We start from the raw sequence: 25612 nt of genomic DNA on the forward strand, positions 1-25612 counted from the left end.
ACCTTCTTTTGTTGGAGCCTGGCTACGGCGCCAACCACGTCCTCAGTGCACGGAGGCACTCACGGACAGCGTCGGCGTCGACGTGCTCGTTGTCCTTGTGCGCCAGCAGCGGATCGCCCGGCCCGAAGTTCACAGCAGGGATGCCCAGTTCGCTGAAACGCGCGACGTCGGTCCACCCGTACTTGGGCTTGGGCTCGGCGCCCACTGCGGCAACGAACGACGCGGCGGCGGGGTGGTTCAGTCCGGGTCGCGCGCCGGCAGCGGCGTCCGTGCGGACGACGTCGAAGCCTTCCAGAAGGTCCCGGACGTGCGCCTCCGCTTGGTCGGGAGTCTTGTCCGGAGCGAAGCGGTAGTTGATCTCCACAACGCAGCGGTCAGGGATGACGTTGCCTGCTGTGCCGCCATTGATCTTCACCGCATTGAGGCTTTCACGGTAGTCCAGGCCATCGACGTTGATGGTCCTGGGCTCATATGCCGCCAACCGGGCAAGGATGGGAGCTGCGGCATGGATGGCGTTGACGCCCATCCATGCGCGCGCAGAGTGGGCCGTTTCGCCGATGGTGGTGGCTTCGAAGCGGCTGGTTCCATTGCAACCACCCTCCACAGTGCCGTGCGTTGGCTCCAACAGGATCGCGAAATCGCCGCGGAGCAGATCTCCGTGGTTGCGGACCAAACGGCCCAGACCACTCTTCACAGCTTCCACTTCTTCATGGTCGTAGAAGACGAAAGTGACATCCTTGTCCGGCTGCCGGCCGTCGTCGAACAGTGTTGCGGCCAGCGCGAGTTGCACCGCTACACCGCCCTTCATGTCCGTGGTTCCGCGGCCATAGAGCACGCCTTCGCCGGGTACACCGGACTCCCACGTCGCCGGGACAGTGCCCAAGGAGCCTTCAACGGTGGGCAGCGGCACGGTGTCCAGATGCCCGGCCAGGATGACACGTTCAGCACGGCCAAGCTCGGTGCGGGCGATGATGGCATCACCGTCCCGAACTACCGTGTAGGCCGGAATGGCGCGCAGGGCGGACTCGACGGCGTCGGCGAGTTCGGTCTCGTTGCCGGAGACGCTGTTGAAATCGATCAGCGCCGCCGTCAGCACGGCAACGTCCTGGCGCAGGTCGAGGAGGGCGGGAGCAGGGTTCAGGGTCACCCGTACAGCTTAATCCCCCGCAAGCACCACGAATGCGACCTGCACGGTGTGAGACGGGTTTTAACCGACCTCCGACTGCTGGATACACTTGGCCCATGACTGAAACTGCTTCCTCTGCTGTGCCCGCAAACGCACCCGCTAACCACCGATCAGCTTACGGATTCGGCCTCGCCACCATCGCCACCTCGGCCTCCGGGGAAGCAACCGTGCTGGATGTCTGGTTCCCCGCTCCGGCCCTGGGCGTTGCAGCCGAGACCCTGCGCGACGTCGAAAACGCCGACCCTGCGCTCACCGCCCTCGCTGAAGAAGGCAACGATGCCGATCGTGGCACCGAGCAGAAGGTGGTCTTCGCCCAGATCGACCTCGATGCCGCGCCGGCAGATACCGCAGACGCCTACCTCCGTTTGCATCTCCTCTCGCACCGCTTGGTGAAGCCGAACAGCATCAACCTCGACGGCGTTTTCGGCAAGCTTCCCAACGTTGTATGGACCAACTTCGGTCCGGCCGCGGTAGACGGCTTCGAACTCACCCGTGCACGCCTGCGCAAGCGCGGCAACGTGGTGGTCTACGGCGTGGACAAGTTCCCGCGCATGGTTGATTACGTTGTCCCCACCGGCGTCCGCATTGCAGACGCCGACCGCGTCCGCTTGGGCGCCCACCTCGCTGAAGGCACCACCGTGATGCATGAGGGCTTCGTGAACTTCAACGCCGGCACCTTGGGCACCTCCATGGTGGAGGGCCGCATCTCCGCTGGCGTCGTGGCCGGCGACGGCACGGATGTCGGCGGCGGCGCGTCCATCATGGGCACGCTCTCCGGTGGCGGCAAGGAAAAGATCGCACTCGGCGAGCGTGTGCTTTTGGGCGCCAACTCCGGCGTGGGCATCAGCATCGGTGATGACTCAGTAGTTGAGGCCGGTCTTTACGTAACGGCCGGAACGCGAGTCCGCGTCCCGGGTCCGAAAGACGAAAACGGTGAAGACACCAGCAAGATCATCAAGGCCGTGGAACTCTCAGGCGTCCCCAACCTCCTCTTCCGCCGCAACTCCACCACCGGTGGCGTGGAAGTCCTTCCGCGCAAGGGCCAGACGGTGGAGTTGAACGAGGCACTTCACGCCAATTAGCAGGAGGACATCCGTGCGCCGGTTCCGCCGCGCCATCGTTGCGGTGCTGGCTCTGGGCCTCGTAGCAGGTGCCATTTATGCGATCGTTGCTGTGCTGCAGCGCTCCGAGACCCTGGTCACGGAGCGCTGCGTCGCCGTCGTCGGCGCCGAAACCCATGAACTGGCCACCGACCAGGCAGCGAACGCATCGCTGATCTCTGCCATCTCCGTCCAACGTGGCCTGCCGCCCAGGGCGGCGAGCATTGCGCTGGCCACCGCCATGCAGGAATCCAGGCTGCGGAACATCAACTACGGTGACCAAGCGGGACCCGATTCCCGTGGGTTGTTCCAGCAGAGGCCGTCCCAGGGCTGGGGCACCGAGGCTCAAGTCATGGACCCCGTCTACGCCACCAACGCGTTCTACGACGGCCTGGTCAAAGTACCCGGCTACGAGACCATGGAGATCACCCAGGCCGCCCAAGCAGTCCAGCGCTCCGCGTTCCCCCGCGCCTACGCCCAACACGAACCCATGGGCCGGGCCTTCGCTTCGGCGTTGACCGGGCACTCGGAATCATCGCTAAGCTGCGAACTGCGCATGCCCGAGGGGGCAGGTGACCCTGCCGCCGTCGTAAATGAACTGACGACGGCGTTCGGCACCCAAGCGGCCACGGTTCAGGGCCGCTCGGTCCAGCTGGAGGCGACCGGCACCCAAGCCTGGGCACTGGCTCATTGGGCAGTGGCGAACGCCAAGACCTTGGCCATCACGCAAGTTGACGTCGCGGGCCAGACGTGGAATCGCGAGAAGCGCGACGGTTGGCAAGCCTCGGCTGCGGCCTCCGCGGGCGTCACCATTACCGTATCCGCCCCACCCACGTGAGTTTTTGTACATCTGCTGCCCTCAAAAGCCGCCAATAAGGGCAGGAGATGTACAAAAACTCCAGTCAGGCGAGGAGTTCCACAACGGGCTGGACGTAGCTGCGGAAAACATCGGGCTCGGACAGCAACCGGTGGCTCATGATCATGGTGCTGGGTTCCAGATACCAGGCCCGCGGTTCACTAAGGGGCAGCTCGATAATGGTGAGCTCAAAGTCGCGGGAACTGCGCCCCACCTCAAGGAGCCGGTCCTCCACCATCTCGTTGAGCACCTGGGTCACGCCATTGGCCTCGCGCGCGGCCTCGAGGTCTGCGTATTCGTCAATCCTGTCGGTCGCCCATCCCAAGGCCGAGCCAAAGTGGGCTTGGAGGACGCGCTGCAGGGCCGGCGAATTTCCAAAAGCCTTAAAGCTCGGCGGGGCCAGCTCAGACGCCGGCTTCGGATAAGCCTTCACCAGGCTTTCCCACCATGCCTCCCATTCGGTCTTGAGGGCCTGGATGCCCCCTACGTCCGAGGTGAGATGGCTATGGTCGGCGTGACGGACCTTTGGGGCCGCGTGGGACAGGCTGGGCCTACCGGCGCCGTCCAGTCCCGCGACGTCGCGCAGGTAGAGGGCGATGAGCATCGGCCCTGACGTGTCCATGGTGATACGCCATCCCGGGCCGCCTGACTCGTGCATGCGAATTCCTCCCTTGGCAGGTCCCCGACATTTCCCAGTCTATTCCCCTTGGCTGCCCACGGTAACGGCCCTGGCCACTCCCCTCGAGTCCCGGCTAGCGAACTGTGGGGACAGCTCCCAGGGACCGCAAGTGGGCAGTGAGGACATCACTGCACATCTCAGCGGTCATCCACTCGGGCTGCAGCAGCGCGTGCATGCACAGCCCGTCCATGGTTGCCAGAAGCCGTTCAGCTTCGGTGACGAGTGTTTGGTGGGCGTCAGCTTCGCCGGGACTCAGCAACATGATCAAACGCCCGACGACGGCTGCCACAGTGCGGTGGCTGCGCGCGGCTTCGGCGGCCAGGACGGGCTTGATACGCGCTGCATGGCGGAACGCCATCCAGACGCAGGCGTCCACTGCGAGTTCCTCGTCCAGGGGCAGGACCTGGCCCAGGAGATTCAACACAGCGGCCTGCTGTTCCGGGCTACCCGGAGACTTTGCCTCCACGGCGGACATGGCTGCTTCCAAACGGTCGGCAATTCGATCGATCACGGCGCCGAAGGAGAACACCAAAAGTTCGTCGCTGCTGGAAAAGTAGTGCCGCACCGAGCCGACGGCCAGTCCGGCTTCGTCCGCTACTTCCCTCAGGGATGCCCGTTCCAGGCCATCGCTGGCGATGATCCGAAAGACAGCTTGGACAACTTCCTGGCGCCGGGCTTCGGCATCAACAATTTTGGGCACCAGTATTTTTTAGCACGAACGTGCTTCAACACCGCTCAACACAGAGCGGCGTGGCTTCGATTTCCGATAGCGTAGGAACCATGAAAATTCTTGTCACGGGTGGCACCGGCTATATCGGTTCCCACACCGTTTTGTCCCTCCAGGAAGCCGGCCATGACGTCGTCGTGCTGGATAACCTCGTGAACTCCAGCGAGGAATCCCTCCGCCGAGTGTCCGAACTCACTGGCAAGACTGCCGCGTTCCACAAGGTGGACCTGGTGGACGAGCCCGCAGTTGAGGCTGTATTCGACCAGCATCACATTGACGCCGTCATCCACTTCGCGGGGCTGAAAGCCGTGGGAGAGTCCGTCCAGGAACCCCTCGCCTATTACTACAACAACATCGTTGGCACCCTGAACCTGCTCCGCGCGATGGACAAGCACAACGTGCGCTCCATTGTCTTCAGCTCCTCTGCCACCGTATACGGCGAGCACAACCCGATCCCCTACATCGAGAAGATGGAGATCGGCGCCAACAACCCGTACGGCCGCACCAAGGAACAGATTGAGGACATCCTCTCCGACCTGGGCAACGCCGACGACCGGTGGCATATCGCACTGCTGCGCTATTTCAACCCGGTGGGCGCACACCCGTCCGGTCGCATCGGCGAAGACCCCCAGGGCATCCCCAACAACCTGGTGCCCTTCATCGCGCAGGTAGCTGTTGGACGCCGCGAAAAGCTCATGGTCTTTGGCGGTGACTACGACACCCCCGACGGCACCGCGCAGCGCGATTACATCCATGTGGTGGACCTGGCAGAGGGCCACGTAGCAGCCTTGAACTACATCGCAGAACGCGCCGGAGTCCGCCGCTGGAACCTGGGCTCAGGTCGCGGCTCCTCGGTCCTGGAGGTACTGCGTTCCTTCGAGAAGGCGGTAGGCCAGCCGATTCCTTACGAAATCACCGGTCGTCGCGCCGGCGACCTCCCCGCGTTCTGGGCCGACGCCTCCTCCGCTCTGGCGGACCTCGGCTGGTCCACCACCAAGACGGTGGATCAGATGTGCGAAGACCACTGGCGCTGGCAGAAGAACAACCCTTACGGGTACAACGCGGCCCAGCCCGCTGCGGCGAATAACGCCTGAACGGCCACCAGCCAGGCGACCAACGACGGCGGCCGCCCACCTCGCGCGAGGTGGGCGGCCGCCGTCGTTATTGACACTTTTGCCGTATCAGTTGGCCGGGTAGTTGCGTTCCGGCTCCCCTGTGTAGAGCTGCCGCGGACGGCCGATCTTGGTCTGGGGATCGTTGATCATTTCGCGCCACTGGGCAATCCAGCCCGGGAGGCGACCAATGGCGAAGAGTACCGTGAACATCTTCTCCGGGAAGCCCATGGCCTTGTAGATGAGGCCGGTGTAGAAGTCGACGTTCGGGTACAGCTTGCGCTGGATGAAGTAGTCGTCGGCCAGGGCCTTCTCTTCGAGGCGCATGGCGATGTCCAGGAGTTCGTCGTTTCCGCCGAGCTTGCCCAGGACCTCGTGTGCCGTAGCCTTGATGATTTTGGCGCGGGGGTCGTAGTTCTTGTAGACACGGTGTCCGAAGCCCATGAGGCGGACGCCGTCTTCCTTGTTCTTGACCTTCTCCATGTAATCCTCGGGCTTGATGCCGTCGGCCTGGATCTGGCGGAGCATCTTCAGGACGGCTTCGTTGGCGCCACCGTGGGCGGGACCAAAGAGTGCGTTGATGCCTGCGGACACCGAAGCAAAGAGGTTCGCGTTGGACGAACCCACCAGGCGAACGGTGGAGGTGGAACAGTTCTGCTCATGGTCGGCGTGCAGGATGAGCAGGAGGTCCAGGGCCTTGACCACCACCGGGTCCATCTCGTACTGCTCGGCGGGAAGTCCGAAGCTCAGGCGCAGGAAGTTCTCCACGAGGTTCATGGAGTTGTCCGGGTAAAGCATCGGCTGGCCGATGGACTTCTTGTGGGCGTAGGCCGCAATGACCGGCAGCTTGGCCATGAGGCGGATGGTGGAAACTTCCACGTGCTCGGCGTTGAAGGGATCCAGCGAGTCCTGGTAGAACGTGGACAGCGCCGAAACAGCCGAAGAAAGCACCGGCATGGGGTGTGCATCGCGCGGGAACCCGCCGAAGAAGCCCTTGAGCTCTTCGTGCAGGAGCGTGTGGCGGCGGATGCGCTGATCGAACTCTTCCAACTCCGTGGGAGTGGGCAGGTTGCCGTAAATCAGCAGGTAGGAAACTTCGAGGAAGCTCGAGTGCTGCGCGAGCTGCTCAATGGGGTAACCGCGGTAGCGCAGGATGCCTGCGTCGCCGTCGATGTAGGTGATGGCCGAGGTGGTGGCCGCTGTGTTCATGAAGCCGGGGTCGTAGGCGACAGCGCCCGTCTGCTTCAACAGCTTGGAAACGTCGTAGCCTTCGTTTCCCTCTACAACCTGGATGCGCGGCAGTTCGAGTTCGCCGCCGGCATGGCGCAGTGTCGCGCTGGTGGTCTCAGTCATGGAGTCCCCTTCATGAGGCCTCAGGGCCTCTATCGAACGCTTGTCCAACCAACTTCTGGTGTCGCCGCCTTCGGCCCTACTGTTGCAGGGCTCCAACGGCCGAAGTGCTTTCTTAGTGAAGGCCACCATTGATAGTCAGTTAAAAAGCTACCGCCAGTAACCCTACGGAACTAATCCGTGCTGTCCGGTTACTGGCGGAATGACGCTAATAGTGGTGCAAGTCACAGCATTGTTATGCGCTGTTGCCAAGTCGTTCAACGGCGGCGTCGATCCGTTCATCGCTGCCGGTGAGGGCTACGCGGATGAATCCATTGCCGGCGTCACCGTAGAAGACCCCCGGCCCTACCACGATGCCAAGTTCAGCGAACCTGGCCACCGTATCCCAGGTGGCTTCGCCCGCCGTGGACCAGAGGTAGAGTCCCGCCTTGGATTCGTGGATCTGCAAGCCGAACTTTTCCAGTGCGGGAACAATCCGCTCGCGGCGACCCCGGTACAAGTCTTTCTGAGCCAGGACGTGGTGGGCGTCGCCCAAGGCAACGCGCATGGCTTCCTGCACAGGGAAAGGAACAATCATGCCCGCGTGTTTGCGGCTGTTGACCAAGTTGGCCATGATCGCCGAGTCGCCGGCCACGAAGGCGGCGCGGTATCCCGCAAGGTTGGACTGCTTGCTCAACGAATAGACGCAGAGCAGCCCATCCGTGGACCCGCCCGTGACGCGCGGGTCAAGGATACTCGGTACGGCTTCCCCGCCACGCTGTGCGTCCCATTCTCCCCAGCCCAGTTCGGCATAGCACTCGTCCGAGGCCACTACGGCCCCAATCTCGCGGGCCTGGCCTACGATCCTGCGGAGCGATTCCACGTCACGGACGCTGCCAGTAGGGTTGCCGGGCGAGTTGATCCAAATCAAGCGGACTTTCGCGCGGGTGGCGGGGTCCAATTCGTCCAGGTCGTCCGCGGCCACAGCGGTCGCGCCGGCCAAGGAAGCGCCGATGTCGTACGTGGGGTAGGCCACGGTCGGCCGTACCACCACGTCGCCCGCGCTCAGCCCGAGCAGGAACGGCAGCCAGGCCACGAGTTCCTTGGAACCAACCGTCGGCATGACATCCTTAGGGTCCAATCCGGGCACGCCGCGGCGGCTGGCAAACCAGTCAACCACGGCCTGGCGCAGGGCCTCCGTGCCGTGGACTGTGGGATAGCCGTGAGCATCCGCGGCCGCGGCAAGGGCGTCGCGGATCAAGCCGGGAGTGGGATCCACCGGCGTGCCGATGGAAAGATTCACTGCACCCGCGGGGTGCTTGGCAGCCGTGGCAACGTAGGGCGCCATGGCCTCCCACGGGTAGTCAGGCAGGTTCAGGCCGAAAGCCGGCGCTGCGGAAATCAGGGAAGCCACCGCCCTTAGTGGTCTTGGTTCTGCAGGGGCAGTGCTGCGATGAAGGGGTGGTCCTTGCCGGTGTTGCCGATCTTGGCGGCGCCACCGGGCGAGCCGAGGTCATCGAAGAACTCGACGTTGGCCTTGTAATAGTCAGCCCATTCCTCCGGGGTGTCATCCTCGTAGTAGATGGCCTCAACAGGGCACACGGGCTCACAGGCACCACAGTCGACGCATTCATCGGGGTGGATGTAGAGGGAACGCTCACCTTCGTAAATGCAGTCGACCGGGCACTCTTCAATACACGCCTTGTCCTTGACATCCACACACGGCTGCGCGATTACGTACGTCACGTCCCAGACCTCTCCACGGTTTGTCCCGGCGATAGCCGGGGTAAATCTGCCGGCATCATGCCGGGCACTCAACTTCCGAGCCTATTATCCAACAGTGCGCTGACGCCAACCTAGCCCGCGTCTTAGTATGAAACGGTGACTCCCCCGCATTTGCCACCCCGCCAATTCCTTCTGAGTGCAGAACCCGGCATCCGGGTGGTGGTCCGGTACAGGATCGCCGACGGCCTCACGGACGCATTGGGCTACCTGCTGGACGCCAGCGAAAACAGTTGCACCGTACGGACCCGGACGTCCGACGTCGAAATCCCCCTTGCGATGGTCATCGCGGCAAAAGAGGTTCCACCGCCACCGCAGCGTCGCAAGCCGCTTTAGCGTCCTGCCCCTGCGTGCGCCAGGGGCAGGCGGAGCCGACTCACTGCCACGAGCATGACCAGCGTAACCCCGCCGATGCCGAAGACCCACACATTGCCCAGCGTATCGCCAAGCACCAATTGCTTGGCGGGTCCCGCAGATGACAAGACGCCGACGGCGGCGTAGCTCACCACTCCGGCTATCGCCGTCGGGAGAATCGAGCGGGACCAGGCGGCCAGCCATAGCTGCACGGAGGCTAGCAGCAACAAAGATGCAACGACTCCCCATGAGACCTCGACGCCGGACCACAGCGCCGTCTGCCGGTGCAGAGCCGTCCCTGCCGCCGCAACGAAAAGAGCCGCCAGCACGGCCGCGGCAATGCCACGGCCCGCACTGGCGACTCCTCTCATCATTCAGCTGTTCCTGACGGGTTCAGACCGGTACAGGCTAGGACTTGGCGCGGGCGCGGTTGGCCTTGGCGCGCTCGTTGGAGTCCAGGATGACCTTGCGGATGCGGATATCCTCCGGCGTCACCTCAACGCACTCGTCCTCGCGGGCGAATTCGAGGGACTCTTCGAGGGTGAGGTCGCGCGGGGGCGTCAGGTTCTCAAAGGAGTCGGAGGAAGCTGCACGCATGTTGGTGAGCTTCTTTTCCTTGGTGATGTTGACGTCCATGTCGTCAGCGCGTGAGTTCTCGCCGACGATCATGCCTTCGTAAACCTCGGACGTGGGCTTCACGAAGAAGGAACCGCGTTCCTGCAGGTTGATCATGGCGAACGGCGTCACAACACCGGCGCGGTCGGCGATCATCGAACCGTTGGTGCGGTATTCGATGGGGCCGGCCCACGGCTCGTAGCCTTCGGAGATCGAGGCAGCGATACCGGCACCGCGAGTATCCGTGAGGAACTTGGTGCGGAAGCCGATGAGGCCACGTGCCGGAACGATGAACTCCATGCGGCACCAGCCGGTACCGTGGTTGGCCATGTTGGTCATGCGGCCCTTGCGGGCGGCCATGAGCTGCGTGACGGAGCCGAGGTACTCTTCCGGTACGTCGATGGTCATGTGTTCCATCGGCTCGTGGATCTTGCCGTCGATGGTCTTGGTGACAACCTGCGGCTTGCCGACGGTCAGCTCAAAGCCTTCGCGGCGCATCTGCTCAACCAGGATGGCCAGCGCGAGCTCGCCACGGCCCTGGACTTCCCAAGCGTCGGGACGCTCGGTGGGGAGGACCTTGATGGAGACGTTACCGATCAGTTCCTTGTCCAGGCGATCCTTCACCTGGCGCGCGGTGACCTTGGCACCCTTGACCTTGCCGGCCAGCGGCGAGGTGTTGATGCCGATGGTCATGGAGATCGCGGGATCGTCCACGGTGATCAGCGGCAGCGGCTGCGGATTCTCCGCGTCGGTGAGGGTTTCACCGATGGTGATTTCCTCGATGCCGGCGACGGCGACGATTTCACCCGGACCGGCAGATTCGGCAGGAACGCGGGTGAGCGCCTTGGTGGCGAGCAGTTCGGTGATCTTGACGTTCTTGAGCTCGCCGTTGGCGCGTGCCCAGGCAACGGTCTGGCCCTTGCGGAGCGTGCCGTTGTAGATGCGGAGCAGGGCGAGGCGGCCAAGGAACGGCGAGGCGTCCAGGTTGGTCACGTGTGCCTGCAGCACGCCGTCCGGGTTGTACGTCGGAGCGGGGATGTGCTCGATGATGGTCTTGAAGAGGGGCTCGAGGTCCTCGTTCTCCGGAGCCGAGCCGTTGTCCGGCTGGTCCAGGGACGCGCGGCCAACCTTGGCTGCTGCGTAGACGACCGGAACTTCGAGGACCTTGTCCAGGTCGAGGTCCGGAACTTCGTCGGCGAGGTCCGAGGCCAAGCCGAGGAGCAGGTCCATGGACTCGTGGACAACCTCATCGATGCGGGCGTCGGGACGGTCGGTCTTGTTGACCAGGAGGATGACCGGCAGGTGCGCGGCCAAGGCTTTGCGCAGGACGAAGCGGGTCTGGGGCAGGGGCCCCTCGGAGGAGTCAACCAGCAGGACGACGCCGTCAACCATGGAGAGACCGCGCTCTACTTCGCCACCGAAGTCGGCGTGGCCGGGAGTGTCGATGACGTTGATGGTGATGGTCTCGCCGTTGGACGACGGGCCATTGTAGGCAACCGTGGTGTTCTTCGCGAGGATGGTGATGCCCTTTTCGCGCTCCAGGTCACCGGAGTCCATGACGCGGTCCTCAACCTCACCATGGGAAGCGAAGGAGTTGGTCTGCTTGAGCATGGCGTCGACCAGGGTGGTCTTACCGTGGTCAACGTGTGCGACGATCGCGACGTTGCGCAGATCGCTCCGCGACGCAGTGTTGGTGATGGTTTCAGACATGCGTTAATGACTCGTTTCAGTGGTGAAGTCAGCTGTTTGTATCCGCGCGCATACCTGATCGACTTGATCGGAACACACAGCGAAAAGACCCCGGGACACAGGGCACCTGCATCCAGTCTAAACGCAGTTGCATTTCTGAGCCTAAAAAGCAAGCCATTTGGCACTATGATGTGGCGCGGGTCACAGGCATCACGCTTTAATATCCACAACTCCAGATGCTGGATTTTCCCGGCTACGTGCCCCATGATTGCTCCAGAACCAGTGCCACACGGAGACCAACGATGCGCAAAGCCTCGGCCGCGTTCCGCACGCTCGCACCATTGATCGCCGTCGGCGTTCTCCTGGTGGGCTGCGGACCAAACCAAGCAAACCCCCAAGCTGCCCCCACGCGATCAGTCGCGCCTGGACCCGCCCAGACGGCCGCTGCGGACAAACCGCTCAGGAGCGCCGCCGAACCCAGCGCGCTGAACCTTCCCGTGGGCTCGCTGTACAAGAACCCGGCAAACAACCGCAACGAACTTGTCCTGGCCGACGTCCGGCACACGGCTGTGCTGATCGGGGACTCGCAGACCATGCCTAAAGACTCCTGGCCACAGCAGGGTGTTGCAGCTTTGGGCTACAAGCTGCACGTTGTAGGCATGGGCGGCACGGGATTCGTGGCTGCCAACGGCAAGACAGGTAACTACATCGACGCATTGCAGCGTGGTGACTGGGTGCTCCCCTACGGCGACCCGCCCTTGATCGTGGTGCAGGGAGGCGGCAACGATGCCTCCCAGAAGGCTACCGATGCGCAAATCACCAGCAACGCAGATCGACTGCTGGCGGCATTGAAAAAGCGCTACCCCGGCGCCACCATTGCCATGATAGGTACCTTGGCGCGGGGGGCAAACAACGGTGGCGGCCGTCGCACCGAGGTGGACGCACTCCTGGGACGAATCTCAGGCAAACACGCGATCCCGTTCGTGAGCACCGGCGACTGGCTGACCCGCTACGACGCGGTCGCAGACCTTCAGGATGGCGTCCACATGAAACCATCAGGGCATACGAAACTGGGCTCCATCCTGGCCCGCGAACTCGCCGCGCTGGGGCTCACAGCCCGGCCGGACACCGCGGCCTCCGCAGCGGTATCTGCACCCGCGCAATAGAGCGCGTTGCGAGGCCCGCTCTGCGCGCTTCGCGAGCGCTTTAGCGTGCACAGCAGGCCCCACAATGCGACGTTAACGGCAAGAGCCGGTGGTTCCCTTGGCGGGAACCACCGGCTCTGTTGCTGCTCGGCGAAGGAAAACTACGACGCCGGTCAGGCCACCGCAGGCGGCAGGAGGAGCGAACCGCCGGGGATGGCATCCAGGAGTGCCTGGGTGTAGGCCTCACGGGGGTTGTCGAAGACATCATCCGTGCTGCCCGTCTCCACGAGCTTGCCCTTTTCCATCACGCAAACGTGATCCGCGATCTGGCGAACTACTGCGAGGTCGTGGGTGATGAAGAGGTAGGTCAGCCCCAGGTTGTCCTGGAGATCAGCCAACAAGTTCAGCACCTGGGCCTGGACGAGGACGTCCAGGGCGGAGACCGCTTCATCGCAAATGATGACTTCGGGATCCAAAGCCAGAGCACGGGCAATCGCAATGCGCTGACGCTGGCCACCTGAAAGCTCGTTCGGGTACCTCTGCATCATGGACTGAGGCAACGCCACCTGGTCAAGGAGCTCGCGTACCTTCTTCTCGCGGCTGGCCGCGTTACCGATCTTGTGTACACGCAGTGGCTCTTCGATGGTCCTGAAGATGTTGTACATCGGGTCCAGGGAGCCATACGGGTCTTGGAAGATCGGCTGCACGCGGCGACGGAACTTGAAGAGCTCCTTGCCCTTAAGCCCTGCCGTGTCCACACCGTCAAAGACGATCTGGCCCTCAGTGGGCTTTTCCAGCTGAAGGACCATTTTGGCAACCGTGGACTTACCGGAGCCGGACTCCCCCACAATTGCCGTGGTGGTGCCGCGCTTGACGTTGAAGCTGACATCGTCAACCGCAGCAAAGTCCGCAGACTGCCCGATCCCCTGACGCAGCTTGTAGATCTTGCGCAGGTTCTTGATCTGGAGGACCTCGTCCTGGGCGCGATCCTGCGCAGCGGCCACGGGTGCCAGCAGGTCGCCGGCTTCCACACCCTGTTCCTTGGCCACCTGAATACGGCGTGATGCCAAGGAAGGTGCCGACTCAACCAAGCGCCGGGTGTAGGGGTGCTGGGGGTTGCGGAGGAGATCCAGGGAAGGACCAGCCTCAACCACGTTGCCCTGGTACATGACGATCACTTTGTCAGCGCGTTCGGCCGCAAGGCCGAGGTCGTGCGTGATCAGCAGCACGGAGGTGCCGAGTTCCGTGGTCATTTTATCCAGGTGGTCCAAAATCCTGCGCTGGACCGTGACATCCAAAGCAGACGTTGGTTCGTCTGCGATCAGCAGCTTGGGCTGGCAGCTCAAGCCGATGGCGATGAGCGCACGCTGGCGCATACCGCCCGAGAATTCGTGCGGGTACTGCTTTGCCCGGCGTGCAGCATCAGGAAGACCAGCTTCCGCGAGGACGCGGGCAACGTCCTCCGGGCCGTCCGGACGACCGTTGGCCTTCAGGGTTTCCCGAACCTGGTAGCCAATCTTCCACACCGGGTTCAGGTTGGACATGGGATCCTGGGGAACCATGCCAATATGGCTGCCACGGAGCTCAATCATGCGCTTTTCCGACGCATGGGCGATGTCCTCGCCGTCGAGCAGAATCTGCCCAGCCGAGACGCGGCCGTTGTTGGGCAAAAGACCGATGGCGGCCAGCGCCGTCGTCGATTTTCCTGAACCAGACTCCCCCACAATGGCGACCGTCTCGCCCGGCATGATGGACAAATGGGCGTTCTTAACCGCCTTGACCTCACCGGAACCGGTCTTGAAAGTGATGGCCAGGTCCTTGATCTCAAGGATGGGCCGTACTGGTGCCGTGGCTTCATCAATGCTGACGTTGACAGAATTCATGGTCGCCTCCTTAGCGCTGACGGCTCTTGGGATCAAGAGCATCGCGGACGGCGTCGCCAAGCATGATGAAGCTCAGGACGGTGATGGACAGGGCGGCTGCCGGATAGAGCAGGATTCCGGGGTTGGTGCGGATGGATGCGTTGGCTGCGGAAATGTCGTTACCCCACGACATCACGCTTCCAGGCAGACCGACACCGAGGAATGACAGCGTGGCTTCAAGGACAATGAAGACGCCCAATTCCAAAGTGGCCAGCACAATCACGGGAGCCAGTGCGTTCGGCAATGCGTGCTTTACCAGGGCGCCGAACTTGGACACACCCAAGGAGCGGGCCGCGGTGACGAAGTCCGCATTGCGCACCTCAATGACGGCGCCTCTGGTGATGCGGGCCATTTGGGGCCATGCCAGCAAGGAGATCGTCAGGACCACAGTCCACACGCTTCTGTTCTCGCGGAACAACGGGAGCTGCGTGATGACCAGGGCGCCGAGGATGATCGGCAGGGCGAAGAAGATATCGCCAAGACGCGCAAGGACCGAATCCAGCCAGCCGCCGTAGTACCCGGCCAACGCACCAAGGGTGACACCGATGATGACGACGGCAAGTACGGACAGGACGCCGACGGACAAGGAGGCCTGTGTACCGTGGATAACGCGGGAATAGACATCGCAGCCTTGCAGCGTAAAGCCCAGGGGGTGGCCCGCCGTGGGCGCGCCCTCGGAGTTCGCCAACTGGCAGTCGCTGTTGGGCTCCACACTGGTGAAGAGTCCTGGGAAAAGTGCAACGACCACAAGCAGCAGGATCAGCAGCGAGGAAACGATGAACAGGGGGCGGCGGCGAAGCTTGCGCCACGCATCGGCCCAGAGGCTCAGGGGCGCCTGATCTGTCTTGACAGCATCAGTGGCCAGAAGCGGTGTCTCCTCGACGGGAGCTACGAAGTGTTCAGTATTACTGGTCATAGCGGATCCTCGGGTCAAGCCAGGCGTACAGGAGGTCAACCAAGAGGTTGGTGATGACAAAGACCAGGACCAGGACGCTCACAATGGCCACGATGGTTGGGCCTTCGCTTCGCTGGATGGCCTGGAAGAGTTTGTTTCCCACTCCGGGGACGTTGAAGATGCCCTCGGTGACGATGGCACCGCCCATGAGCCCGCCAAGGTTGGCGCCCAGGTAAGTCACCACGGGAATCAGCGAGTTCCTGAGGATGTGCGCAATAACGACGCGGGGCCGGGAAAGTCCTTTCGCCGTTGCCGTACGCACATAGTCGGCGTTCATGTTCTCACTGACGGAGGCGCGGGTAAGACGGAGCACATAGGCAAAGGAGACGAGTCCCAGCACAATTGCCGGAAGAATCAGGTTGCCCCAGTCGGCATTGGCACCCACTGTGGGTTTTGCCCAGCCAAGTTGGACGCCAAACACCAGCTGGAAGACGAAGCCCAGGACGAAGGTCGGAACAGCGATCACCAGGAGCGAGACCACAAGGACCGTGGAGTCGAACAGCTTGCCCTTCTTGAGGCCGGCGAAGACACCGAAGGCGATGCCGAAGACAGCCTGGATGATCAGGGCCTCAATGGCGAGCATTGCCGTGACGGGGAAAGCCCTGGCCAAAGAGTCGGCGATGGGCTGCTGGGTGAAGTCAACGCCCAGGTTGAAGGTGAAGAGGTTCTTAATGAAGAGCCCGTATTGAACCCAGAATGGCTGGTCCAGGTTGTACTGGGCGCGCAGGGCGTCGATGACGCTCTGCGGTGGCTGGCGCTCCCCGAAGAGGGCGGCGATCGGATCGCCGGGTAGCGCGAAGACCATGTAATAAACGAGGAGGGTGGTCCCCAGGAAAACCGGGATGACCTGGAGGAGCCTACGGAAAATAAAGCGAACCACGGGTCACCCCTCTCCGGTGGTCGGGCATTGGTGTGTCATGTGTGCCTTCCTGCCAAGCAAGCAAGGGGGGCCCGGCGCATTGGCCGGACCCCCGTTGCCTTACGGCAAGTTCAGATCCTGAGGACTACTTGGCCTCGATGTCGAAGTAACGGATGCCGCCGTTCCAGCCGGTTTCAGCTGAGACAACGTTGTTGCTCCAAACGATCGGGGTTGCCCGGTACCACAACGGCAGGCCGGGGAGGTCCGTGAACAGAACTTCCTGTGCCTTGTTGAACTTGGCATTGGCGTCTTCCGGAGTCTTGGCAGCAAGGCCTTCCTTGAGGAGCTTGTCGAACTCGGGGTTCGAGTACTTCTCGTAGTTGGACGAGGCGTTGGTTGCCCATACCGGTCCGAGGAAGTTGTAGAGCGACGGGTAGTCACCCTGCCAGCCGGCGCGGGTCAGGCCCGGGAGGGACTGCGACTTGCGCAGGTCCAGAACTTCAGCGAACTTGGCGAACGGCTGGATTTCAGCCTCGATGCCGAGGTTGTTCTTGAAACCGTTGGCTACAGCGTCGATCCATTCCTTGTTGCCACCGTCAGTGTTGGAGGCGATCAGGAGCGGCTTGGAACCGTCGTACGGCTTGATCTTCTCGGCCTGGGCCCAGAGATCCTTGGCCTTGGCGGCGTCGAACTTCAGGACGTCGCTGCCGGGGATGGCGTCGTTGTAGCCGTCGAGCACGGGGGCCGTGAACTCGGTGGCCGGGGTACGCGTGCCGTTGAAGATCACCTTGGTGATCTCTTCGCGGTTGATGGCGTGGGACAGCGCCTGACGACGCAACTTGCCGGCTTCACCCTGGAAGTTCGGGTTGTATCCCGGGATGTTCAAGGTGGCGTTGTTGGCGTTCGGACGCGTGGAGTTACGGTCCGGGAAGTCCGTGGTGTAGGTCTTCAGGGCGTTGGACGGCACGACGTCGGTGATGTCGAGGTTGTCAGCCTGGAGATCCGTGTATGCGGGGCCCGGATCGGTGTAGAACTTGAACGTCACGCCACCGTTCTTGGCAGCGCGGGGACCCGTGTAGTCAGGGTTCTTGACGAGGGAAATGGACTGGTCGTGTACCCAGGCGCCTTCCTTCTCGAACTTGTACGGGCCGTTGCCGATCGGGTTCTCGCCAAACTTCTTGGAATCCTTCAGCGCCTCCGAGGGAAGCGGGTAGAAGGCGGAGTAGCCGAGGCGCAGGGACCAGTCAGCTTCGGGCTGGGTCAGCTTGACCGTAATGGTCTGGTCGTCAGTGGCAGCCAGGCCGGACATCGTCTGTGCGGTGGGTGCCGGCGTCGAGGTCTTCTTGCCGTCGGCGGAAGTGGTCTCGGTGACTGCGCTGACATCGGCGTAGCCTTCGATGGATTCGAAGAAGAAGCCGTTGTTCTGGAGGTTGGTGCTCAGTGCGGCGAAGTTCCAGGAGTCCACGAAGGTCTTGGCCGTGACGGGCTCGCCGTTGGTGAACTTGGAGCCGGACTTGACCTTGATGGTCCAGTTCTGCGAATCGGTGGTTTCGATCGACTCCGCCAGCGCGTTGACGGGCTTGCCGTCCGAGTCGTAGGCGCGAAGGCCTTCGAAGAGCAGCTCGACGACGCGGCCACCGTACACCTCGTTGGTGTTGGCCGGCAGCAGCGGGTTCTGCGGTTCGTTGCTGTATGCGGAAATGACCTTGTTCGGGTCAGTCGCGGCAGAGCTGTTCGTGTTGCTGCCGCCACCGCCGCCGCAACCGGTTACTGCGAGGGCGATGATCGCCGCTACGCCTAGAGCTTTGGAAGTGCGCGAGAAACGCATTCCGCCTCCTATGAGTCGTGGAGTTGAGCAGGGGAAATTCGTGATTGCCCCCAGGCACAGGCACAGTTTCCTACTGTGACGTTGCCTACATGTGTGTGTAAGCCTACCCACATTGCGTCCGGATGTTGGGACTTGCTGGCCAAACTGTAACCGTTCCGCAACCTCTGGATGCCTAATTTGCAAGGAATTTCAAGTCAAACGCTACCCGGTGGTAATATTCGCTGTCTGACAGCAGGACAGGACGGTCTTGGGGCAAAAAAGGACCCCGGCTCTGTTGAACCAGGGTCCTTCTAAAAAGCGGCAAAGGGCATTTGCCTAGACCAGCTGCCTAGACGTTGAAGCGGAACTCCACCACGTCGCCGTCGGCCATCACGTACTCTTTGCCTTCGATGCGAACCTTGCCACGGGACTTTGCCTCGGCCATGGAACCGGCATCGATGAGGTCGTCGAAGGAGACAACTTCGGCTTTGATGAAGCCGCGCTGGAAATCGGAGTGGATCACACCGGCCGCCTGCGGCGCAGTGTCACCCTGGCGGATGGTCCACGCACGGGTTTCCTTGGGACCGGCCGTGAGGTAAGTCTGCAAGCCGAGGGTGTGGAACCCAACCCGGGCCAACTGGTCCAGGCCGGATTCGCTCTGCCCGTTCATTTCCAGCATCTCGCGGGCTTCTTCCTCGTCCAGTTCAACGAGGTCGGCTTCGAGCTTGGCGTCAAGGAACACGGCATCTGCCGGGGCAACCAGTGCACGCAGTTCGTCCTGCTTTGCCGGATCGCCAAGGATGCCTTCATCGGCGTTGAACACGTAGATGAACGGCTTGGCGGTCAGGAGGCCAAGCTCCTTGAGATGCCCCATCTCCAGCTTGTCGCTCTTGATCGAAGAGAAGATGGTGTCGCCGCGTTCCAGAACTGCCTGGGCTGCCTTGATGGCGGCCAGTTCGGCTGCTTCGCGCTTCTTGATCTTGACTTCTTTTTCGATGCGCGGGATGGCGTTTTCGATGGTCTGGAGGTCAGCCAGGATCAGCTCAGTGTTGATGGTCTCCATGTCGGAGCGCGGATCAACCTTGCCGTCCACGTGAATAACATCGGGGTCATCGAACACGCGGACAACCTGGGCGATGGCCTCGGCCTCGCGGATATTGGCGAGGAACTTGTTGCCAAGTCCTTCGCCCTCGGACGCGCCCTTCACGATGCCGGCGATATCCACGAAGGACACCGGCGCGGGCAGCAACTTCTGCGAACCGAAGATCTCGGCCAGCTTCGCCAAACGTGGATCCGGCAGGTTGACCACGCCGACGTTCGGTTCGATAGTTGCGAACGGATAGTTCGCAGCGAGCACCTGGTTGCGGGTCAGTGCGTTGAAAAGGGTTGATTTGCCGACGTTGGGCAGTCCGACGATGCCAATAGTAAGAGCCACGAGCATTGATTCTACCCGCTGGACCCTTGTCCATGCTTGTTGGCTCGTGCTGTGGCGACGACCACGGCAGCAACCTCGCTAAAACTGTCGCACCCCTGTGACAGGGTTGCCACATGGATGGATTTGGATTGGTCTTGGCCCTGCTCATGCTGCTGATAGGCGCCTTCGTGGGTCTCGCAGCAGGCTACGTCGTCTTTCGACGCCGGGGCGCCGGCTTGGAAGAGGATTTCGACGCCGTTTCGTCGCGGCTGTCGGAAGTGACGGCGCAGCTCGCAGCCGCCGACGCCGAACGCCGGCTCTTGATGACACAGAACCGGGAGTTGAGCGCAGCAAGGAACTCGGATGGCAGTGTTCTGCGCGCCCTTGGCCCAGTGGCTGAGAAGCTGACAGCGGTACAGCAACAGGTTTCGCTCCTGGAACGCGACCGGGTGGAGCAATACGGACAGCTTGCCCAGCAACTGCAGGACGCCCGCCTGTCGGACGAACAACTCCTGCGTTCAACACACGCATTGGCCTCTGCCCTTCGCTCCAACAGTGCACGTGGCCAGTGGGGCGAAGTCCAGCTTCGCAGGGTCGTGGAAGCCTCGGGGATGCTGCGGCACGTCGATTTCCATGAGCAGGTCCATTCCGGCCGCACCGAGAACACCTTGCGGCCGGACCTTGTGGTCCAGCTGCCGGGCGGCAAGCAATTGGTGGTGGATGCGAAGGTCCCCTTGGCCTCGTACCTCTCGGCGCAGGAACAACTGCATGGTGATGGTGCCTTCGGTGAATCAGTAACCCAAGGCTCCAACCGCGACTCCAAGACGCTTCTGGCGCAGCATGCAAAAGCACTCAAGGCCCATATAGATGCCCTGGCAGCAAAGAAGTACTGGGACATTCCCGGGAACTCCCCCGAACTGGTGATCTGCTTCCTCCCGGCCGAGTCCATCCTGGCGTCGGCTCTGGAAGCCGATCCGGGATTGTTGGAACACGCCCTCTCCAGGAACGTTGTCCTGGCCTCTCCTGGCACACTCCTCGCGGTCCTCAAGTCGGTGGCCTTCACATGGCGGCAGGATGTGTTGACGGACAGCGCCCATGAGCTGTTCGAGCTCGCCAAGCAGCTCTACGAACGGATGGGCACGCTGGGCGAGAACGTGAGCAAGCTGGGAAGTTCGCTGAAGACATCCGTGGACCGTTACAACGCCATGGTGGGCACGCTCGAGGCCCGTGTCCTGCCCACGGCGCGCAAGCTCAACACCATGGACGATGCTGGTCTGACCGCGCCCATGTCCGTGGAAGCCGTCCCACGCGCGCTGGCGGCGCCGGAGCTACTCTCCGAAGAAAGTCAGGAGTCGGCGGCCTAGCGTAGTTAAAGAGACCGGCCCGCAGTGGCGCCTCCCTGAAAGGAGGTGCCCACTGCGGGCCGGCTCTGCACATGTGGTGCTAGGACGTGGCTCGGTTTCCGCGGCCACCGAGGGCTCGCGTGACGTCGCCGGCTTTCTTGAGCGTGGCCCGCAGTTCCTTGGGCAGCGAGAACAGCAAGTCTTCCTCTGCGGTCACGACTTCCTGGACTTCGCCGTAACCGTAATCAGCCAACAGGCGCAGGACGTCCTGGACCAGTACCTCAGGAACGGAAGCACCCGACGTTACGCCGACCGTAGCAACGCCTTCGAACCAGGCTTCGTCCACTTCATTGGCAAAGTCGACTCGGTAGGAGCTCTTGGCGCCATACTCAAGGGCGACTTCAACGAGGCGGACCGAGTTGGACGAGTTGGCTGAACCCACCACGATGACCAGATCGGCCTGGGGGGCGATCTTCTTGATGGCCACCTGACGATTGGTGGTGGCATAGCAAATGTCGTCGCTGGGCGGATCCTGCAGCGTGGGGAATCGGTCCTTGAGCAAGCGGACGGTCTCCATGGTTTCATCCACGCTGAGCGTCGTCTGCGAAAGCCAAATGGTCTTCTCGGGATCGCGGACTGTGACCTTGTCTACCTCGTGGGGACCATTGATGATCTGGATGTGCTCGGGGGCTTCACCGGCCGTTCCTTCGACTTCCTCGTGGCCCTCGTGGCCGATGAGCAGGATGTCGTAGTCTTCCTTGGCGAAGCGCACAGCTTCTTTATGGACCTTGGTCACCAGCGGGCAGGTGGCGTCGATGGTGCGGAGTCCACGGTCTTCTGCGGACTGGACGACAGCCGGGGAGACGCCGTGTGCAGAGAAAATTACCAATGCGCCCTCGGGAACCTCGTCCGTCTCCTCGACAAAAATGGCTCCCTGTTCTTCCAAGGAGCTGACCACATGCACGTTGTGGACAATCTGCTTGCGGACGTAAACGGGCGGGCCGTAATGCTCCAGGGCCTTTTCCACGGCGATGACGGCCCGGTCCACTCCGGCGCAGTAACCGCGGGGAGCTGCCAACAGAACCTTCTTGGGACCCGTGACGGGCGCCGCTGCCTGTACCTCTTCCGGAGATCGCCGTCTGCGCGGCACCGTGGGCATAGGAATGGAAACTGCTGTGCTGGTCATCCCTCCATGCTACCGGCCCGGACTTTAACTGCGGGCAGAACGTGACCCTTGTCGCCCTGACACCACGGACCCGATGATGCCCACCACAAGGACAACGCCTGACACCACTGCAGCGATCAGCGTCCACTGTCCAAAACCAGTACGGGCCGTGGTGAGGAATTCCTGCTTGAACAGCTCAGCCACGCCGTTGGCGCTGGCGAGGTTCCCGACAATTCCGCCGGCGAGATCTGATCCTGCCGTCCAAAGTGCTGCAAGTGCCAAACCCCCTAATCCGAGGAACACCAACACCAGCGAGCGTCGTCGCGCTGCGGCCAGGGCCCGGAGCGATGCCAACAAAGCCCCGGCTGCTGCCAACCACCACAACGGGGCGAAAGCAGCGACGCGTTCCACGAGTTGCCGATGGGAGGGCTCCCCCAAGGACACCAGGCTTTCTGCAGGAACATCGAGCCTGATCCGGGTAGCCTCAGCGAAGTGGTCGCGTATGAGCCTCACCAGGGGACCAATATCAAGAACCAAGGCCGTGGTGGTCGCCGCTTCTTCCGTTTGCGGTGCTGCCCCAAAATTCAGCCGGTGGCTGTTTCGGACAGTTTCCTCCCATGCTGCGGGGTAGTCGCTCCACGACTGCATCCCTGTTGCAGCATTCCGCAGCGCGTCCGCCGCCAAGGACTGGATAGGTCCCGGAAGGTCCACCGAAGACTCGAACGTGCCAACCGCCGCAGCCGCGAGACGGCTTTGGAAGTCGGGATCGTTGCCCAGCCCTCCGGCGATGCGAACAAATCCCTCTTCCTTGACGATGTTCTGATCCACCCACGCGGCAGGGACAGCGACGGCGGTGAGGAGCAAGGCGAGGATCACTCCCAATGCTGAAACGAAAGTACGCAAGGTCATCCTCGGGGGTCGGGGGCTATGCCACCATCCTAGGTCTGTCCACATGGCAGGAAAAATGTCAGGGCCGGAGATCAAGCTATGGATAGAGTTGGAAGGCGGCCGGCACCCATGACCGCAAACCTAGCGAGGATAGAGATCATGCAGGCACCATCACGGCTATTGGAAAGGGCATGGACAGCTCATGTCCGCTGAACAAACGCCGGAGTCCACCCTGCCCGGAACAGCCGCAGAGACCAGTCCAGACAACCCTTGGCCGCTGCAACTCTTGTCCCGCAAGCTCAAGGCGCACATTGAGCGTGCACCGGCGGCTTGGATCGAGGGCCAGGTCATCGAGATGAACCGCCGGGGCGGCAATGCCTTCCTGACCCTGCGTGATGTTGATGCCGAAATTTCCCTGCCGGCTTCGGTGTGGTCCACCGTGCTGGACCGCCAAAAGATACCCCTGGAACGGGGTTCCCGCGTGGTTGCTTTGGTCAAGGCTGACTTCTGGGTCAAAACGGGACGCCTGAACATGTCGGTCAAAGACATCCGTCCGGTGGGCTTGGGGGACCTGTTGGCCCGAATCGAACGGCTGCGCCAGGCATTGGCAGCCGAAGGCCTGTTTGCGGATTCCCGAAAACGTAAGCTGCCACTGCTCCCCCACCGCATCGGCCTCATTACGGGCCGGGACTCCGACGCCAAGAAAGACGTCCTGCGCAACGCTGCCCTGCGTTGGCCCGCAGTTGAGTTCGACGTCCGCGAAGTCGCCGTCCAAGGCAACACAGCGGTCTCCCAAATCATCGCCGCGTTGAAAAAACTCGACGCCGATCCGCACGTTGACGTCATTGTCCTCGCCCGAGGCGGCGGCGCTTTGGAAGACCTCCTCCCGTTCAGCAACGAAGACCTCATTCGCGCCGTGTCGGCCGCCACCACCCCCATTGTCAGTGCGATCGGCCATGAAGCGGATCGACCTATCCTGGATGATGTGGCTGACCTCCGTGCGTCCACCCCCACTGATGCTGCCAAACGGATAGTGCCCGACGTCGCCGAGGAATTGGCCATGGTCCGCCAAGCGCGGGATCATCTTCGACGAAGCATCGGACGAATGGTGGATCGTGAGACGGATCGGCTCCATGCGCTGAGGTCGCGGCCAGTGCTGGCCGCTCCCGATTCGATGGTGGACGCCCGTTCGGATGATATCCACCGCCTACAACGGCGCTCCCATTCGGCAGTAAGCACCGCTGTTGTCCGCGCCCTGGACCAGGTGCATCACTTGCGGGCCCAGGTCAGGGCACTGTCACCGCAGAAGACACTTGACCGAGGTTATGCCGTAGTGCAACTCATCGGCGAGGACCAGGCAGGGCATCACGTGATCAGCAGCCCCGAGGAAGCTCCGGACGGGACCGCGCTAGCCATCCGCGTAGCCGAGGGCCGCTTCAGGGCTGTATCCACGGGCCAAGGCCAACTCGTGGAGCACTGATAGTCGCGGGCATATTCGCGGGCACCGCCGTTACCACCACATCAAAGGACATCATGACCGAGAACAATTCAGCGGCCCCTTCAACGGACTCCTTGGACGCTTTGAGCTACGAGGAAGCCCGTGAACAGCTAGTGGCCGTCGTCAGCCGATTGGAGGCCGGCGGAGCCAGCCTCGAAGAATCTTTGGCTCTGTGGGAGCGGGGCGAAGCACTTGCCAAACGATGCGAGGACTGGCTTGAGGGCGCCCGCAAACGCCTGGCAACCGCCCGGGATGCCAGCAACGACGCCGGGGCTGCCGCCGGCACCGACTAGCTGACGCAGGAAAGGGACGGCCTAGGAATTCACTACGAGCGCCCGTTCGGCGGCGACGTCGAAGTCGGCTTTGGGCCAGTCCAACTTCAATCCTTTCAAGGCGTCCAACAGCAACTGCTGAACAGCGATGCGTGCGTACCATTTCTTGTTGGCCGGTACTACGTGCCATGGAGCGATGTCCGTTGAGGTCTTCTCAAAGGCTGTGCTGTAGGCGTCCATGTAGTCATCCCAGTAGGCACGCTCTGCCAGGTCTCCACGGCTGTACTTCCAGTGTTTGCTGGGATCGTCCAGCCTGGCAATGAGACGCTTCTTCTGTTCGTCCTTGCTGATGTTGAGCATGACCTTGACGATGGTGGTGCCCTGCTCGGCGAGGCGTGCCTCGAAGTCATTGATCGCGGCATACCGCCGCTCCAACTCCTTGGCGTCGGCCCACGCATGGACACGATGGATCAAGACGTCCTCATAGTGTGACCGGTCAAAGACCCCCACCATTCCGGCCGCCGGCGTTTGTTTCTCGATCCGCCACAGGAAGTCATGCGACTTTTCCTCGTCCGTGGGGGCCTTGAAGGCAGTCAGCTGAACGCCTTGCGGGTCCATTGCGCCCACCACGTGGCTGACGATGCCGCCCTTCCCCGCAGTGTCCATCGCCTGCAGAATCAGCAGCAGCCGCTTACCGCTGCCGAACTTACCCTCGGCAAAAAGCTTCTCTTGCAGTTCCGCGAGCCGGGCATCCTGTGCCTCGAGCAGGGCGCGCCCGTCAGCTTTGGCACCGGCATATCCTGGCGTTGACTTTGGATCGACGCTTGCCAGCGAGAAGCCTGGGCCAACCCTCAGGACTTCGGCGGGACTCGAGGCGAACTCAACTGCAACAGCCATGGGGCGTGCCTTTCTGCC

The 25612-nt window shown here is 62.3% G+C and carries 24 protein-coding genes; 8 read left to right on the forward strand and 16 right to left on the reverse strand.

Features of this window, described 5'->3' with window-relative positions; genetic code table 11:
• Positions 1–22: 22 nt before the first annotated feature.
• Positions 23–1147 carry a succinyl-diaminopimelate desuccinylase gene (gene dapE, locus FQP90_RS04165; protein ID WP_144648478.1) on the reverse strand — a complete coding sequence of 375 codons (1125 nt, stop codon included), beginning with the start codon at positions 1145–1147 and terminating at the stop codon, positions 23–25.
• A gap of 95 nt (positions 1148–1242) precedes the next feature.
• On the opposite strand from dapE, the gene dapD reads away from it, so the two are divergent.
• Together dapD and FQP90_RS04175 are read left to right on the forward strand one after the other, a co-directional pair.
• Positions 1243–2268 carry a 2,3,4,5-tetrahydropyridine-2,6-dicarboxylate N-succinyltransferase gene (gene dapD / locus FQP90_RS04170; protein WP_144648479.1) on the forward strand — a complete coding sequence of 342 codons (1026 nt, stop codon included), beginning with the start codon at positions 1243–1245 and terminating at the stop codon, positions 2266–2268.
• Positions 2264–3124 (forward strand): hypothetical protein, encoded by an 861-nt coding sequence (locus FQP90_RS04175; RefSeq protein ID WP_439898636.1) that lies wholly within the window; start codon positions 2264–2266, stop codon positions 3122–3124. The genes dapD and FQP90_RS04175 overlap by 5 nt, the downstream gene beginning before the upstream one ends.
• A gap of 64 nt (positions 3125–3188) precedes the next feature.
• Here the strand turns inward: FQP90_RS04175 and FQP90_RS04180 are convergent, their stop codons facing one another.
• Entirely contained in the window at positions 3189–3800 is a 612-nt protein-coding gene (locus tag FQP90_RS04180; RefSeq protein ID WP_144648481.1) for a hypothetical protein, read from the reverse strand.
• A gap of 94 nt (positions 3801–3894) precedes the next feature.
• Positions 3895–4521 carry a TetR/AcrR family transcriptional regulator gene (locus FQP90_RS04185; RefSeq protein WP_144648482.1) on the reverse strand — a complete coding sequence of 209 codons (627 nt, stop codon included), beginning with the start codon at positions 4519–4521 and terminating at the stop codon, positions 3895–3897.
• An 80-nt stretch (positions 4522–4601) separates the two neighbouring features.
• Here FQP90_RS04185 and galE point away from each other — a divergent pair, with 80 nt between their 5' ends.
• The gene (gene galE, locus FQP90_RS04190) at positions 4602–5642 is read left to right on the forward strand and encodes a UDP-glucose 4-epimerase GalE (RefSeq protein ID WP_144648483.1); all 1041 of its coding nucleotides are present in this window, start codon (positions 4602–4604) and stop codon (positions 5640–5642) included.
• A gap of 87 nt (positions 5643–5729) precedes the next feature.
• Here the strand turns inward: galE and FQP90_RS04195 are convergent, their stop codons facing one another.
• From FQP90_RS04195 to fdxA, 3 genes are all read right to left on the reverse strand, one after another.
• Positions 5730–7013 (reverse strand): citrate synthase, encoded by a 1284-nt coding sequence (locus FQP90_RS04195; RefSeq protein ID WP_144648484.1) that lies wholly within the window; start codon positions 7011–7013, stop codon positions 5730–5732.
• Positions 7014–7245: 232 nt separating this feature from the next.
• Entirely contained in the window at positions 7246–8394 is a 1149-nt protein-coding gene (gene dapC / locus FQP90_RS04200) for a succinyldiaminopimelate transaminase (RefSeq protein WP_144648718.1), read from the reverse strand.
• 14 nt (positions 8395–8408) lie between these two features.
• Positions 8409–8735 (reverse strand): ferredoxin, encoded by a 327-nt coding sequence (gene fdxA, locus FQP90_RS04205; protein WP_144648485.1) that lies wholly within the window; start codon positions 8733–8735, stop codon positions 8409–8411.
• A gap of 135 nt (positions 8736–8870) precedes the next feature.
• Here fdxA and FQP90_RS04210 point away from each other — a divergent pair, with 135 nt between their 5' ends.
• Positions 8871–9107 carry a putative acetyltransferase gene (locus tag FQP90_RS04210; RefSeq protein ID WP_244296484.1) on the forward strand — a complete coding sequence of 79 codons (237 nt, stop codon included), beginning with the start codon at positions 8871–8873 and terminating at the stop codon, positions 9105–9107.
• On the opposite strand, the gene FQP90_RS04215 is transcribed toward FQP90_RS04210, so the two are convergent.
• Both FQP90_RS04215 and typA read right to left on the reverse strand, forming a co-directional pair.
• Entirely contained in the window at positions 9104–9499 is a 396-nt protein-coding gene (locus FQP90_RS04215) for a hypothetical protein (RefSeq protein WP_144648486.1), read from the reverse strand. The two genes, FQP90_RS04210 and FQP90_RS04215, sit on opposite strands and share 4 nt — an antisense overlap.
• 34 nt (positions 9500–9533) lie before the next feature.
• Positions 9534–11450: a translational GTPase TypA gene (gene typA / locus FQP90_RS04220; protein WP_144648487.1), complete on the reverse strand. Its 1917-nt coding sequence runs from the start codon at positions 11448–11450 to the stop codon at positions 9534–9536.
• 281 nt (positions 11451–11731) lie between these two features.
• Between typA and FQP90_RS04225 the strand changes: the two genes are divergently transcribed.
• Positions 11732–12595, forward strand: a complete 864-nt coding sequence (locus tag FQP90_RS04225; RefSeq protein ID WP_167510406.1) for an SGNH/GDSL hydrolase family protein — start codon at positions 11732–11734, stop codon at positions 12593–12595.
• Between the two features lie 152 nt (positions 12596–12747).
• Here the strand turns inward: FQP90_RS04225 and FQP90_RS04230 are convergent, their stop codons facing one another.
• The 5 genes from FQP90_RS04230 to ychF all read right to left on the reverse strand — a co-directional run bounded on the left by FQP90_RS04230 (position 12748) and on the right by ychF (position 19552).
• Entirely contained in the window at positions 12748–14457 is a 1710-nt protein-coding gene (locus FQP90_RS04230) for a dipeptide ABC transporter ATP-binding protein (RefSeq protein WP_144648488.1), read from the reverse strand.
• 10 nt (positions 14458–14467) lie between these two features.
• Positions 14468–15412 carry an ABC transporter permease gene (locus FQP90_RS04235; RefSeq protein WP_144648489.1) on the reverse strand — a complete coding sequence of 315 codons (945 nt, stop codon included), beginning with the start codon at positions 15410–15412 and terminating at the stop codon, positions 14468–14470.
• The gene (locus FQP90_RS04240) at positions 15402–16331 is read right to left on the reverse strand and encodes an ABC transporter permease (protein ID WP_144648490.1); all 930 of its coding nucleotides are present in this window, start codon (positions 16329–16331) and stop codon (positions 15402–15404) included. Before FQP90_RS04240 ends, FQP90_RS04235 begins: the two co-directional genes overlap by 11 nt.
• 124 nt (positions 16332–16455) lie before the next feature.
• On the reverse strand, positions 16456–18138 hold the full coding sequence (locus tag FQP90_RS04245) for a peptide ABC transporter substrate-binding protein (protein ID WP_144648491.1): 1683 nt from the start codon (positions 18136–18138) through the stop codon (positions 16456–16458).
• A gap of 328 nt (positions 18139–18466) precedes the next feature.
• A complete protein-coding gene (gene ychF / locus FQP90_RS04250; protein ID WP_144648492.1) occupies positions 18467–19552 on the reverse strand; it encodes a redox-regulated ATPase YchF in 1086 nt (361 codons plus the stop codon).
• Between the two features lie 113 nt (positions 19553–19665).
• Here ychF and FQP90_RS04255 point away from each other — a divergent pair, with 113 nt between their 5' ends.
• Positions 19666–20895 (forward strand): DNA recombination protein RmuC, encoded by a 1230-nt coding sequence (locus FQP90_RS04255; protein WP_144648493.1) that lies wholly within the window; start codon positions 19666–19668, stop codon positions 20893–20895.
• A 79-nt stretch (positions 20896–20974) separates the two neighbouring features.
• Here the strand turns inward: FQP90_RS04255 and FQP90_RS04260 are convergent, their stop codons facing one another.
• Together FQP90_RS04260 and FQP90_RS04265 are read right to left on the reverse strand one after the other, a co-directional pair.
• Positions 20975–22060, reverse strand: a complete 1086-nt coding sequence (locus tag FQP90_RS04260; RefSeq protein ID WP_144648494.1) for a 4-hydroxy-3-methylbut-2-enyl diphosphate reductase — start codon at positions 22058–22060, stop codon at positions 20975–20977.
• Positions 22061–22084: 24 nt separating this feature from the next.
• Complete coding sequence (locus FQP90_RS04265) at positions 22085–22948, reverse strand: hypothetical protein (RefSeq protein ID WP_144648495.1); 864 nt, start codon at positions 22946–22948, stop codon at positions 22085–22087.
• A gap of 181 nt (positions 22949–23129) precedes the next feature.
• Here FQP90_RS04265 and xseA point away from each other — a divergent pair, with 181 nt between their 5' ends.
• Positions 23130–24407, forward strand: coding sequence for an exodeoxyribonuclease VII large subunit (gene xseA, locus FQP90_RS04270; RefSeq protein WP_144648496.1), 1278 nt, complete (start codon positions 23130–23132; stop codon positions 24405–24407).
• Between the two features lie 53 nt (positions 24408–24460).
• Entirely contained in the window at positions 24461–24718 is a 258-nt protein-coding gene (locus FQP90_RS04275; protein WP_144648497.1) for an exodeoxyribonuclease VII small subunit, read from the forward strand.
• A 21-nt stretch (positions 24719–24739) separates the two neighbouring features.
• Here FQP90_RS04275 and FQP90_RS04280 read toward each other — a convergent pair whose 3' ends face one another.
• Positions 24740–25594, reverse strand: a complete 855-nt coding sequence (locus tag FQP90_RS04280) for a polyphosphate kinase 2 family protein (RefSeq protein ID WP_144648498.1) — start codon at positions 25592–25594, stop codon at positions 24740–24742.
• Between the last annotated feature and the right edge of the window lie 18 nt (positions 25595–25612).

The organism is Paenarthrobacter nitroguajacolicus (assembly GCF_007786235.1).
Lineage (GTDB): Bacteria > Actinomycetota > Actinomycetes > Actinomycetales > Micrococcaceae > Arthrobacter > Arthrobacter nitroguajacolicus_A.